We start from the raw sequence: 12,446 nt of genomic DNA on the forward strand, positions 1-12,446 counted from the left end.
CCTTTAGCCATGGGACTCGAAGAAAAGCTGCCGAGCGGATTCCTGCTGACCACCGTCGAGCAGGCCGCGGGCTGGGTGCGCAAGGCGTCCGTCTTCCCCGCCACGTTCGGCCTCGCCTGCTGTGCCATCGAGATGATGACCACCGGCGCCGGCCGCTACGACCTGGCGCGCTTCGGCATGGAGGTCTTCCGGGGTTCGCCCCGGCAGGCGGACCTGATGATCGTCGCCGGCCGGGTGAGCCAGAAGATGGCGCCGGTGCTCCGGCAGGTCTACGACCAGATGCCGAACCCCAAGTGGGTCATCTCCATGGGCGTGTGCGCCTCCTCCGGCGGCATGTTCAACAACTACGCGATCGTCCAGGGCGTCGATCACATCGTGCCCGTCGACATCTACCTCCCGGGCTGCCCGCCGCGCCCCGAGATGCTGATGGACGCGATCCTCAAGCTCCACCACAAGATCCAGAACAGCAAGCTCGGCGTGAACGCCGAGGAGGCGGCCCGCGAGGCGGAGGAAGCGGCGCTCAAGGCCCTGCCCATGATCGAGATGAAGGGGCTGCTGCGGTGAGCGACGCAAACGGCACCCACGGCGCGAACGGCCCCTCGAACGGGGTGAACGGGTCGAACGGGGTGAACCCCGAGAAGGATCTCTCCGCCTCCAATCTCCCGGGGCAGCGCGGCGAGGGCGGCGAGGAGGTCCGCGTCCAGCGCGGCATGTTCGGCGCCAACAACGGCGGCGACACCTCCGGATACGGCGGCCTGGTCCGCTCCGTCCGGCTCCCGGGAGCGGCGAGCCGGCCCTACGGCGGCTGGTTCGACGAGGTCGCCGACGAACTCGAGGGCGCGCTGGAGGAGCAGGGCCTGCTCCCCGGCAACGCGATCGGGAAGACGGTCGTCGACCGCGACGAGCTCACCTTCCACATCGAGCGCGAGCACCTGCTCCGAGTGGCCCGCACCCTGCGGGACGACCCGGCCCTGCGCTTCGAGCTCTGTACCGGCGTCAGCGCCGTGCACTACCCGAACGACAAGGGGCGTGAGCTGCACGCCGTCTACCACCTGCGCTCGATCACCCACAACCGGTTGATCCGCCTGGAGGTCAGCGCCCCGGACGGCGACCCGCACATCCCGTCCCTGGTCTCCGTGTATCCCACGAACGACTGGCACGAGCGCGAGACCTACGACTTCTTCGGGATCGTCTTCGACGGTCACCCGGCCCTGACGCGGATCATGATGCCGGACGACTGGCAGGGCCACCCGCAGCGCAAGGACTACCCCCTCGGCGGCATCCCCGTCGAGTACAAGGGCGCCCAGATCCCGGCTCCGGACCAGCGGAGGTCGTACTCATGAGCACGCAGTCAGCATCCGCCCGTGAGACCACCGAGGGCACTGTATATACGGTCACCGGTGGCGACTGGGACGAGGTCGTCCAGTCCGCGACCCGCGCCGACGACGAGCGCATCATCGTCAACATGGGTCCCCAGCACCCCTCCACTCACGGGGTGCTCCGCCTGATCCTGGAGATCGAGGGCGAGACGGTCACCGAGGCCCGCTGCGGCATCGGCTACCTCCACACCGGCATCGAGAAGAACCTCGAATACCGCACGTGGACGCAGGGCACCACGTTCGTGACGCGCATGGACTACCTGACGTCCTTCTTCAACGAGACCGCCTACTGTCTCGCCGTCGAGAAGCTCCTCGGTATCGAGGACCAGATCACCGAGCGAGCCAAGATCATCCGGGTGCTCCTGATGGAGCTGAACCGGTTGTCCTCCCACCTGGTGTGCATCGCCACCGGCGGTATGGAACTCGGTGCCACCACGATCATGATCTACGGATTCCGTGATCGTGAAATGATTCTCGACATCTACGAGCTCATCACGGGCCTGCGGATGAACCACGCGTACATCCGCCCCGGCGGACTCGCCCAGGACCTGCCGCCCGGCGCGGTGGACCAGATCCGCGAGTTCGTGAAGAAGATGAAGAAGAACCTCCCCGAGTACGACAAGCTCGCCACCGGGAACCCCATCTTCAAGGCCCGCATGCAGAACGTCGGGTATCTCGACCTGGCCGGCTGCATGGCCCTCGGCGCCACCGGCCCGATCCTGCGGTCCACCGGCCTCCCGCACGACCTGCGCAAGGCGCAGCCGTACTGCGACTACGAGACGTACGACTTCGATGTCCCGACCGCGGACTCCTGCGACTCCTACGGCCGCTTCCTGATCCGCCTGGAGGAGATGCGCCAGTCGCTCCGGATCGTCGAGCAGTGCCTGGACCGGCTGCAGCCCGGCCCCGTCATGGTCGCCGACCGGAAGATCGCCTGGCCCGCGCAGCTCGCTCTGGGCCCCGACGGTCTGGGCAACTCCCTGGACCACATCAAGAAGATCATGGGCACCTCCATGGAGGCCCTGATCCACCACTTCAAGCTGGTGACCGAGGGCTTCCGCGTCCCGCCGGGACAGGCGTACGCGGCTGTCGAGTCACCCAAGGGCGAACTCGGGGTGCACGCCGTCTCCGACGGAGGCACCCGCCCTTACCGGGTCCACTTCCGGGACCCGTCCTTCACCAACCTTCAGGCCATGGCAGCGATGTGCGAGGGCGGCCAGGTCGCCGACGTCATCGTCGCCGTCGCCTCCATCGACCCCGTTATGGGAGGCGTCGACCGGTGACCACCTCTTCTTCCGAGCGGGGCGTCAGCCTGGGTATGCCCGAACTGCCCGCGCCCGCCTACCCGGACGACGTCCGGGCCCGGCTGGAGGCGGATGCGCGCGAGATCATCGCCCGCTATCCCGACTCCCGGTCCGCGCTCCTGCCGTTGCTGCATCTCGTGCAGTCGGAGGAGGGCCACGTCACGCGCACCGGGATGCAGTTCTGCGCGGACGTGCTGAAGCTGACCACGGCCGAGGTCACCGCGGTCGCCACCTTCTACACCATGTACCGCCGCCGCCCCAGCGGCGACTACCAGGTCGGCGTGTGCACCAACACGCTGTGCGCGGTGATGGGCGGCGACGCGATCTTCGAACAGCTCCAGGAGCACCTGGGCATCGGCAACGGCGAGACCACCGACGACGGCAAGATCACCCTGGAGCACATCGAGTGCAACGCGGCCTGTGACTTCGCGCCGGTCGTGATGGTCAACTGGGAGTTCTTCGACAACCAGACCGTGCAGAGCGCGAAGCGCCTGGTGGACGACCTGCGGATCGGTCACACTGTCTCGCCGACGCGTGGTGCGCCGCTGTGCACCTTCAAGGAGACCGCCCGGATTCTGGCGGGCTTCCCCGACGAGCGGGACGGGGCCGTCGAGGCGAGCGGCAGCGCGGGACCGGCGTCGCTGGTGGGTCTTCGCCTGGCAAAGGGAGAGACCGCACCCGCGCGCGTGGTCCACCCGCGGGACGGCGGGCCGCACGACGAACCGCAGGACCGGGCGGTGCACGAGCCGTCGCCCGCGGAGCACCGGAGTTCGCACGACGCGCCACAGGACACGTCGGCCTCCGACCCGGCTCACCCGGCAGGGCCTACCGCCGAGGAGGGGGAGTGATGACCTTGGCACCCGAGTTGAAAGGCAGCAGCCCGGAGAAGCTGCTCGCACCCGTGCTGTCGGCCTTCTGGGACGAGGACCGGTCCTGGAGTCTGGACGTCTACCGAAGGCACGAGGGGTACGAGGGCCTCCGCAAGGCGCTCGCCATGTCGCCGGACGACCTGATCGCGTACGTCAAGGACTCCGGTCTGCGAGGGCGGGGCGGCGCGGGATTCCCGACCGGAATGAAATGGCAGTTCATTCCGCAGGGTGATGGAAAGCCGCACTATCTAGTTGTCAACGCCGACGAATCGGAACCCGGGACCTGCAAGGACATCCCGCTCCTCTTCGCGAACCCGCACAGCCTCATCGAGGGCATTGTGATCGCGTGTTATGCCATCAGGTCGTCTCATGCCTTCATCTATCTGCGGGGTGAAGTCGTTCCCGTTCTGCGGCGGTTGCACGAAGCCGTGCGCGAGGCCTACGCGGCGGGCTACCTCGGCGAGAACATCCTGGGCAGCGGACTCGACCTCGAACTCACCGTGCACGCCGGCGCCGGCGCGTACATCTGCGGTGAGGAGACCGCGCTGCTCGACTCGCTCGAAGGCCGCCGTGGTCAACCGCGGCTGCGCCCTCCTTTCCCTGCTGTCGCGGGCCTCTATGCGTGCCCGACTGTGGTGAATAACGTCGAATCGATCGCGTCAGTTCCCGCGATTCTGCAAAACGGCAAAGAATGGTTCAGGTCGATGGGAAGCGAGAAGTCCCCGGGCTTCACGCTCTACTCGCTCAGCGGCCATGTCGCCGGCCCCGGCCAGTACGAGGCCCCGCTCGGCATCACCCTCCGCCAGCTCCTCGAGATGAGCGGCGGCATGCGACCCGGGCACCGGCTCAAGTTCTGGACACCGGGCGGCTCCTCGACGCCGATGTTCACCGAGGAGCACCTCGACGTCCCTCTTGACTACGAAGGAGTGGGTGCCGCGGGTTCCATGCTCGGCACCAAAGCTCTGCAGTGTTTCGACGAGACGACCTGCGTCGTGCGGGCCGTCACCCGCTGGACCGAGTTCTACGCCCACGAGTCCTGCGGCAAGTGCACCCCGTGCCGTGAAGGAACGTACTGGCTCGTGCAGTTGCTGCGGGACATCGAGGCCGGCAAGGGAGTCCTCTCCGACCTCGACAAGCTCAACGACATCGCCGACAACATCAACGGCAAGTCCTTCTGCGCCCTCGGCGACGGCGCCGCCTCGCCGATCTTCTCCTCGCTCAAGTACTTCCGCGAGGAGTACGAGCAGCACATCACGGGCCGCGGCTGCCCCTTCGACCCGGCCAAGTCGACGCTCTGGGCCGACAAGCACACGGAGGTGAACGCATGACGGTGACCACCAGCGCTCCCTCCGGAGGCGGCGAGGCTGCGGTCCCGCGGGAAGATCTCGTGACGCTGACGATCGACGGCGCCGAGATCAGCGTGCCCAAGGGCACCCTGGTCATCCGGGCCGCCGAGCAGCTCGGCATCGAGATCCCGCGCTTCTGCGACCATCCCCTCCTCGATCCGGTCGGCGCGTGCCGGCAGTGCATCGTCGAGGTCGAGGGCCAGCGCAAGCCGATGGCGTCCTGCACGATCACGTGCACGGACGGCATGGTGGTGAAGACCCAGCTCAGCTCGCCGGTGGCCGAGAAGGCGCAGCACGGTGTGATGGAGCTGCTCCTCATCAACCACCCGCTGGACTGCCCGGTCTGCGACAAGGGCGGCGAGTGCCCCCTGCAGAACCAGGCCGTGTCGCACGGCCAGGCCGAGTCCCGCTTCGAGGGCAGGAAACGGACGTACGAGAAGCCCCTGCCGATCTCCACGCAGGTGCTGCTCGACCGTGAGCGGTGCGTGCTGTGCGCCCGCTGCACCAGGTTCTCCAACCAGGTGGCGGGCGACCCGATGATCGAGCTGATCGAGCGGGGCGCGCTCCAGCAGGTGGGTACCGGCGAGGGCGACCCCTTCGAGTCGTACTTCTCCGGAAACACCATCCAGATCTGCCCGGTCGGCGCGCTGACCTCGGCGGCGTACCGATTCCGCTCCCGGCCCTTCGACCTGGTCTCCTCGCCGTCGGTCTGCGAACACTGCTCCGGCGGCTGCGCCACGCGCACCGACCACCGGCGCGGCAAGGTCATGCGGCGCCTGGCCGCCAACGACCCCGAGGTCAACGAGGAGTGGATCTGCGACAAGGGGCGGTTCGCGTTCCGGTACCCCCAGCAGCGGGACCGGCTCGAAACACCTCTGGTGCGCGACGCCGAGGGGAACCTCGTACCGGCTTCCTGGCCGGAGGCGTTGCAGATCGCGGCCCAGGGCCTGCTGGCGTCGCGCGGCAGGACCGGCGTCCTGACCGGCGGCCGCCTCACCATCGAGGACGCCTACGCGTACAGCAAGTTCACGCGCGTGGCGCTCGACACCAACGACATCGACTTCCGTGCGCGCGTGCACAGCAGCGAGGAGGCCGACTTCCTGGCCGCCCACATCGCCGGCCGCGGCCGTGACCTCGACGGTACGGGCGTCACGTACACCTCCCTGGAGAAGGCGCCCGCCGTCCTGCTGGTCGGGTTCGAGTCGGAGGAGGAGGCGCCCGGCGTCTTCCTGAGGTTGCGCAAGGCCTGGCGCAAGCACGGACAGCGGGTCTTCTCGCTGGCCACACACGTCACCCGGGGCCTGGAGAAGGCGGGCGGCACGCTGCTGTCGGCCGCCCCCGGCACCGAGACCGAATGGCTGGACGCGCTCGCGGGCGGCGTCGGCCTGGAGGACGCGGGCGCCAAGGCCGCCGAGGCGCTGCGGGCCGAAGGCGCGGTGATCGTCGTCGGCGAGCGACTGGCCGGCGTGGCAGGCGGTCTCACCGCCGCCGTGCGGACCGCCGCGGCGACCGGCGCCCGACTGGTGTGGATCCCACGCCGGGCGGGCGAGCGCGGCGCGATCGAGGTGGGTGCCCTGCCGTCGCTGCTGCCGGGCGGCCGTCCGGCCACCGACCCCCGCGCGCGCGAGGAGGTCGCGGCGGCCTGGGGACTGGCCGAACTTCCGCACCGCTACGGCCGGGACACCGGGCAGATCGTCGAGGCCGCCGCGTCCGGCGAACTCCAGGCGCTGCTCGTCGCGGGAGTCGAGGTCGCGGATCTGCCCGACCCGGCACGCGCGCGTGCGGCGCTGGCCGAGGCCGGCTTCGTCGTGTCGCTGGAGCTGCGGCCCGGCGAGGTCACCGAGCACGCCGACGTCGTCCTCCCGGTGGCCGCGGTCGCCGAGAAGGCCGGCACCTTCCTCAACTGGGAAGGCCGGGTCCGTTTCTTCGAGGCGGCACTGAAGCCCGACCAGATGACACGCCGCCCGGCGCCCGCCGACGCGCGCGTGCTCCAGATGCTCGCCGACGCCATGGACGTTCACCTCGGCCTGCCGGACCTGCGCACCGCGCGCGCGGAACTCGACCGGCTCGGTGCCTGGGACGGGCCTCGGGCCTCCGAGTCCCTGGAGACCGCCGCCCAGCTGCCGCGCCCCGCCGCGGGGGAGGCCGTCCTCGCCGGACACCGTCTGCTCCTCGACCAGGGCGTCCTCCAGCAGGGGGACGAGGCGCTCGCCGGGACGCGGCACGCCGCACGCGCGCGCGTGTCGCCCGCCACGGCCGCCGAAGTGGGCGTGAAGGACGGCGACATCCTCGCCGTGACCGGGCCCGCGGGGTCGGTCGAACTTCCGCTGCTGATCACACAGATGCCCGATCGGGTGGTCTGGCTTCCGCTGAACTCCACGGGTGGAGGCGTCGCCTCCGACTCCGGGGCGACGCCCGGCGCCCTTGTCCGCATCGGCCCGGCGACGCTCGTCGCCGACGCCCCCGAGGAGGTGGAGGCATGAGCCCGTACCTCGCCGCTGAAGACCTCTCGATGTTCGGCCACGACCCCTGGTGGCTGGTCGTCGTCAAGGCCGTCTTCTGCTTCGCCTTCCTGATGGTGACGGTGCTGTTCTCCATCGTCTGGGAGCGCAAGGTCGTCGCCTGGATGCAGCTCCGCGTGGGCCCCAACCGGCACGGACCCTGGGGGATGCTCCAGTCCCTCGCCGACGGCGTCAAGCTGATGCTGAAGGAAGACCTCATCGTCAAGCGCGCGGACACGGTGGTGTACGTCCTCGCGCCGATCATCGCGGCCATCCCGGCCTTCATGGCGATCGCGGTGATCCCCTTCGGCCCGGCCGACAACGAGGTCTCGATCTTCGGCCAGCGCACCACGATGCAGCTGACCGACCTGCCGATCGCGATGCTCTACATCCTCGCGGTCGCCTCGATCGGCATCTACGGCATCGTCCTGGCGGGCTGGAGCTCCGGCTCCACCTATCCGCTGCTGGGCGGACTGCGGTCCTGTGCGCAGATGATCTCCTACGAGATCGCGATGGGCGCCGCGTTCGCCTCGGTGTTCCTCTACTCGGGGTCCATGTCGACGTCGACGATCGTCGAACAGCAGCAGGACCGCTGGTACATCCTGCTGCTGCCGGTCTCCTTCATCCTCTACATCGTCACGATGATCGGCGAGACCAACCGCGCCCCCTTCGACATGCCGGAGTCCGAGGGCGACCTGGTCGGCGGCTTCAACACCGAGTACTCGTCGATCAAGTTCGCGCTGTTCATGCTCGCCGAGTACGTGAACATGGTGACGGTCTCGGCGGTGGCGACCACGCTCTTCCTCGGCGGCTGGCGGGCTCCCTGGCCGATCAGCACCTTCTGGGAGGGCGCGAACCACGGCTGGTGGCCGATGCTCTGGTTCGTCGTCAAGGTGCAGCTGCTGTTGTTCTTCTTCATCTGGCTGCGCGGCACGCTTCCCCGTGTCCGTTACGACCAGCTGATGAAGCTCGGCTGGAAGGTCCTGATTCCCGTCTCGGTGACGTGGCTGATGCTCGTCGCGACCGTACGGACCCTGCGCAACGAGAACTACGACTTCGCCGAGATCGCTCTCTACGTCTGCGGCGGCGTCCTGGTCCTGTTGCTGCTGTCCTTCATCGCGGACATGTTCCGCAACGCGGGCAAGGAAGCACAGGTCCCCGCCGAGCCTGCCGACTTCGACCCGATGGCGGGCGGATTCCCCGTACCGCCACTGCCGGGACAGGAGTTGCCGCCGGTGCCCCGACGCCGCCCGCACCAGGAGCGAGAGCTCATTGTCAGTGGCGGAGTGGACACTGTGAGTGACGGATCGCTGGATGGAAAGGAGACGTCCGATGGCTGAGGAGCCCAAGGAGGCCGGGCAGACGAAGCCTGGCTTCCAGAACCCCGTGGCCGGCTTCGCCGTGACCTTCAAGGCCATGTTCAAGAAGCGGCTGACCGAGCAGTACCCGGAGGAGCAGAAGACCACAGCTCCCCGGTTCCACGGACGGCACCAGCTCAACCGCCATCCGGACGGCCTGGAGAAGTGCGTCGGCTGCGAGCTGTGCGCCTGGGCCTGCCCTGCCGACGCCATCTATGTAGAGGGCGCGGACAACACCGACGAGGAGCGTTACTCGCCGGGCGAGCGGTACGGCCGGGTCTATCAGATCAACTACGCCCGCTGCATCCTGTGCGGTCTGTGCATCGAGGCATGCCCCACGCGCGCGTTGACGATGACCAACGAGTTCGAGCTCGCCGACTCCAGCCGCGCCAACCTGATCTACACCAAGGAACAACTGCTCGCCGGCCTCGAAGAGGGCATGGTCGACTCGCCCCACGCGATCTACCCCGGTACGGACGAGCAGGACTACTACCGGGGTCTGGTGACGGAGGCGGCGCCCGGCACGGAACAGCAGCCTGCCGTCTCCAAGGGCGAGGCCCCGCAGGAGGCCGCCGCCACGTCCGGCACGGACGAGCCGACGTCGCAGGAGGTGGTCGGCCGATGAGCGCGCAACTCGCCGCCTACTCCACCTCGACCGGCGAGGCCTTCCAGTTCTGGGTGCTCGGCACCGTCGCGGTGATCGGCGCCCTGTGCACCGTCTTCATGAAGAAGGCCGTGCACAGCGCGCTCTGCCTGGCCGGCACCATGATCGTCCTGGCGGTGTTCTACCTCGCCAACGGCGCCTACTTCCTCGGCATCGTGCAGATCGTCGTCTACACCGGCGCGATCATGATGCTGTTCCTGTTCGTGGTGATGCTCGTCGGCGTCACCGCGGCGGACTCGCTGAAGGAGACCATCAAGGGCCAGCGCTGGCTGGCCCTCGTCAGCGGCCTCGGCTTCGGCATCCTGCTGATCGCCGGCATCGGCAACGCCACCCTGACGGAGTTCAACGGCCTCGCCGAGGCGAACGCGAACGGCAACGTCGAGGGCCTCGCCGCCCTCATCTTCACCAAGTACGTCTTCGCCTTCGAGATCACCGGCGCCCTGCTCATCACGGCCACGGTCGGCGCGATGGTGCTCACCCACCGCGAGCGCACCGAGCGGGCCAAGACCCAGCGGGAGCTGGCCGAAGCGCGTGTCCGTGAGGGCAAGAACGTACCGCCGCTGCCCGCGCCCGGTGTGTACGCGCGGCACAACGGCGTGGACGTCCAGGGCCTGCTGCCCGACGGCACCCCGTCGGAGCTCACGGTCAGCAAGACGCTGCGGGACCGCGGTCAGATCCGGGACGTGTCCACCGAGGCGCTGAACGACCTCAAGGCCCTGGAGCAGCGCGCCGAGGAGCGCCTGGAGCGGGCCGCGATCGAGCCGCCACACCTGAAGCGGACCGAGGAGGCGTCGAAGTGAACCCCGTCAACTACCTCTATCTCGCGGCCCTGTTGTTCACGATCGGTGCGACGGGTGTGCTGATCAGGCGCAACGCGATCGTCGTCTTCATGTGTATCGAGCTGATGCTCAACGCCTGCAACCTCGCGTTCGTCACCTTCTCCCGGATGCACGGCAATCTCGACGGCCAGATCATCGCCTTCTTCACGATGGTCGTCGCCGCCGCGGAGGTCGTGGTCGGACTCGCGATCATCGTGTCGCTGTTCCGTTCCCGCCACTCGGCCTCGGTCGACGACGCCAGCCTGATGAAGCTGTAAGGGGTCGGAAGAATAGTGGAGAACCTGATTGCGCTGCTGATTGCGGCGCCCCTGCTCGGAGCGGCGGTCCTGCTGGTCGGCGGCCGCCGGCTCGACGCCGTCGGCCACTGGATCGGCACGCTCCTGTCGTCCGTCTCCTTCGTGTTCGGCGTCATCCTCTTCAGCGACCTGCTGAGCAGGGACGCCGAGGACCGGACGCTGACGCAGCACCTGTTCAGCTGGATCCCGGTCGAGGGCTTCCAGGCGGACGTCGCGTTCCGCCTCGACCAGCTGTCGATGACGTTCGTGCTGCTGATCACGGGCGTCGGCTCGCTGATCCACCTGTACTCGGTCGGGTACATGGAGCACGACGAGCGGCGCCGCCGCTTCTTCGGCTACCTGAACCTGTTCCTGGCGGCGATGCTGCTGCTCGTCCTCGCCGACAACTACCTGCTGCTGTACGTCGGCTGGGAGGGTGTGGGGCTCGCGTCCTACCTGCTCATCGGCTTCTGGCAGCACAAGCCCAGTGCCGCCACGGCCGCGAAGAAGGCCTTCCTGGTCAACCGCGTCGGCGACATCGGCCTGTCGATCGCCATCATGCTGATGTTCACCACCTTCGGGACGTTCGCCTTCGGCCCGCTGCTGGGGGTGGAGGGCGAGCCCGGCATCGCGGGTGACGCGAGCGAGGGCAAGCTGACCGCCATCGCCCTGATGCTGCTGCTGGCCGCCTGCGGCAAGTCCGCCCAGGTGCCGCTCCAGTCCTGGCTCGGGGACGCGATGGAGGGCCCGACCCCGGTCTCGGCCCTCATCCACGCGGCGACGATGGTGACGGCGGGCGTGTACCTGATCGTCCGCTCGGCGGCCATCTTCAACGGCGCACCCGACGCACAGCTCGTCGTCACCGTCGTCGGTGCCGTCACCCTGCTCTTCGGTGCGATCGTCGGTTGCGCGAAGGACGACATCAAGAAGGCGCTGGCCGGCTCGACCATGTCGCAGATCGGCTACATGGTGCTGGCCGCGGGCCTCGGCCCCATCGGCTATGTGTTCGCGATCATGCACCTGGTGACGCACGGCTTCTTCAAGGCCGGGCTGTTCCTCGGCGCGGGCTCGGTCATGCACGGCATGAACGACGAGGTCGACATGCGCAAGTACGGCGGTCTGCGCACGTACATGCCGATCACCTTCGTCACCTTCGGACTCGGCTACCTCGCGATCATCGGCTTCCCGGGTCTGTCGGGCTTTTTCTCCAAGGACAAGATCATCGAGGCGGCGTTCGCCAAGGGCGGCACCGAGGGCTGGATCCTCGGCGGTTGCGCCCTGCTCGGCGCGGCCATCACCGCGTACTACATGACGCGCGTGATGCTGATGACGTTCTTCGGTGAGAAGCGCTGGCAGCCCGACGCGGACGGCCACGAGCCGCACCCGCACGAGTCCCCGAGGTCCATGACGATCCCGATGATCGTGCTGGCCTTCGGATCGGTCTTCGCCGGCGGGTTCTTCAGCATCGGTGACCGCTTCCTGCACTGGCTGGAGCCTGTCACGGGCCACAGCCACGGCGACTCCCCGGTCAGCGCCCTGACGGTCACCCTCGCCACCATGGTGGTGCTCGTCATCGGCGTGGCGATCGCCTACGCCCAGTACGGCCGCCGCCCGGTCCCGGTCGTCGCCCCGCGCGGGTCGCTGCTCACCCGGGCCGCCCGGCGGGATCTCTACCAGGACGACTTCAACCACGTCGTCCTGGTCCGCGGGGGCGAGCACCTCACGCGCTCCCTGGTCTACGTCGACCACACCCTGGTCGACGGAGTCGTCAACGGCACGGCGGCTTCGGTCGGCGGCCTCTCCGGGCGCCTGCGCCGGCTGCAGAACGGCTTCGCACGGTCGTACGCGGTCTCGATGTTCGGCGGTGCGGCGGTCCTCATCGCCGCGACCCTGCTGATGAGGGCGGTCTGA

The 12,446-nt window shown here is 68.5% G+C and carries 11 protein-coding genes; all 11 read left to right on the plus strand.

Annotated features, from left to right (window positions below; translation table 11 throughout):
- Positions 1-9 precede the first annotated feature (9 nt).
- From ASD48_RS18710 to nuoL, 11 genes are read left to right on the plus strand one after another with little or no spacing between them, the layout of a single operon-like run.
- Positions 10-564 (plus strand): NADH-quinone oxidoreductase subunit B, encoded by a 555-nt coding sequence (locus ASD48_RS18710; RefSeq protein WP_057602796.1) that lies wholly within the window; start codon positions 10-12, stop codon positions 562-564.
- Positions 561-1,343, plus strand: coding sequence for an NADH-quinone oxidoreductase subunit C (locus tag ASD48_RS18715; protein WP_057602797.1), 783 nt, complete (start codon positions 561-563; stop codon positions 1,341-1,343). The genes ASD48_RS18710 and ASD48_RS18715 overlap by 4 nt, the downstream gene beginning before the upstream one ends.
- Entirely contained in the window at positions 1,340-2,662 is a 1,323-nt protein-coding gene (locus ASD48_RS18720) for an NADH-quinone oxidoreductase subunit D (RefSeq protein ID WP_057602798.1), read from the plus strand. The genes ASD48_RS18715 and ASD48_RS18720 overlap by 4 nt, the downstream gene beginning before the upstream one ends.
- On the plus strand, positions 2,659-3,531 hold the full coding sequence (gene nuoE / locus ASD48_RS18725; RefSeq protein ID WP_057602799.1) for an NADH-quinone oxidoreductase subunit NuoE: 873 nt from the start codon (positions 2,659-2,661) through the stop codon (positions 3,529-3,531). Before ASD48_RS18720 ends, nuoE begins: the two co-directional genes overlap by 4 nt.
- Positions 3,528-4,880 (plus strand): NADH-quinone oxidoreductase subunit NuoF, encoded by a 1,353-nt coding sequence (nuoF, locus tag ASD48_RS18730; RefSeq protein ID WP_199875867.1) that lies wholly within the window; start codon positions 3,528-3,530, stop codon positions 4,878-4,880. Before nuoE ends, nuoF begins: the two co-directional genes overlap by 4 nt.
- Positions 4,877-7,381 carry an NADH-quinone oxidoreductase subunit G gene (locus ASD48_RS18735; protein ID WP_057602801.1) on the plus strand — a complete coding sequence of 835 codons (2,505 nt, stop codon included), beginning with the start codon at positions 4,877-4,879 and terminating at the stop codon, positions 7,379-7,381. Before nuoF ends, ASD48_RS18735 begins: the two co-directional genes overlap by 4 nt.
- Positions 7,378-8,739 (plus strand): NADH-quinone oxidoreductase subunit NuoH, encoded by a 1,362-nt coding sequence (nuoH, locus tag ASD48_RS18740; protein WP_057602802.1) that lies wholly within the window; start codon positions 7,378-7,380, stop codon positions 8,737-8,739. The genes ASD48_RS18735 and nuoH overlap by 4 nt, the downstream gene beginning before the upstream one ends.
- A complete protein-coding gene (nuoI, locus tag ASD48_RS18745) occupies positions 8,732-9,382 on the plus strand; it encodes an NADH-quinone oxidoreductase subunit NuoI (protein ID WP_057602803.1) in 651 nt (216 codons plus the stop codon). The genes nuoH and nuoI overlap by 8 nt, the downstream gene beginning before the upstream one ends.
- The gene (locus ASD48_RS18750; protein WP_057602804.1) at positions 9,379-10,221 is read left to right on the plus strand and encodes an NADH-quinone oxidoreductase subunit J; all 843 of its coding nucleotides are present in this window, start codon (positions 9,379-9,381) and stop codon (positions 10,219-10,221) included. Before nuoI ends, ASD48_RS18750 begins: the two co-directional genes overlap by 4 nt.
- A complete protein-coding gene (nuoK, locus tag ASD48_RS18755) occupies positions 10,218-10,517 on the plus strand; it encodes an NADH-quinone oxidoreductase subunit NuoK (RefSeq protein WP_020130147.1) in 300 nt (99 codons plus the stop codon). The genes ASD48_RS18750 and nuoK overlap by 4 nt, the downstream gene beginning before the upstream one ends.
- 15 nt (positions 10,518-10,532) lie before the next feature.
- Positions 10,533-12,446: an NADH-quinone oxidoreductase subunit L gene (gene nuoL, locus ASD48_RS18760; protein WP_057602805.1), complete on the plus strand. Its 1,914-nt coding sequence runs from the start codon at positions 10,533-10,535 to the stop codon at positions 12,444-12,446.

The organism is Streptomyces sp. Root1310, from assembly GCF_001426425.1.
Taxonomy (GTDB): domain Bacteria; phylum Actinomycetota; class Actinomycetes; order Streptomycetales; family Streptomycetaceae; genus Streptomyces.

What these genes read in the sequence shown, in the direction of transcription:
- nuoI (WP_057602803.1), top strand. Translation starts at nt 8,732, where the DNA reads ATGGCTGAGGAGCCCAAGGAGGCCGGGCAGACGAAGCCTGGCTTCCAG.
- ASD48_RS18735 (WP_057602801.1), top strand. Translation starts at nt 4,877, where the DNA reads ATGACGGTGACCACCAGCGCTCCCTCCGGAGGCGGCGAGGCTGCGGTC.
- nuoH (WP_057602802.1), top strand. Translation starts at nt 7,378, where the DNA reads ATGAGCCCGTACCTCGCCGCTGAAGACCTCTCGATGTTCGGCCACGAC.
- ASD48_RS18720 (WP_057602798.1), top strand. Translation starts at nt 1,340, where the DNA reads ATGAGCACGCAGTCAGCATCCGCCCGTGAGACCACCGAGGGCACTGTA.
- ASD48_RS18710 (WP_057602796.1), top strand. Translation starts at nt 10, where the DNA reads ATGGGACTCGAAGAAAAGCTGCCGAGCGGATTCCTGCTGACCACCGTC.
- ASD48_RS18750 (WP_057602804.1), top strand. Translation starts at nt 9,379, where the DNA reads ATGAGCGCGCAACTCGCCGCCTACTCCACCTCGACCGGCGAGGCCTTC.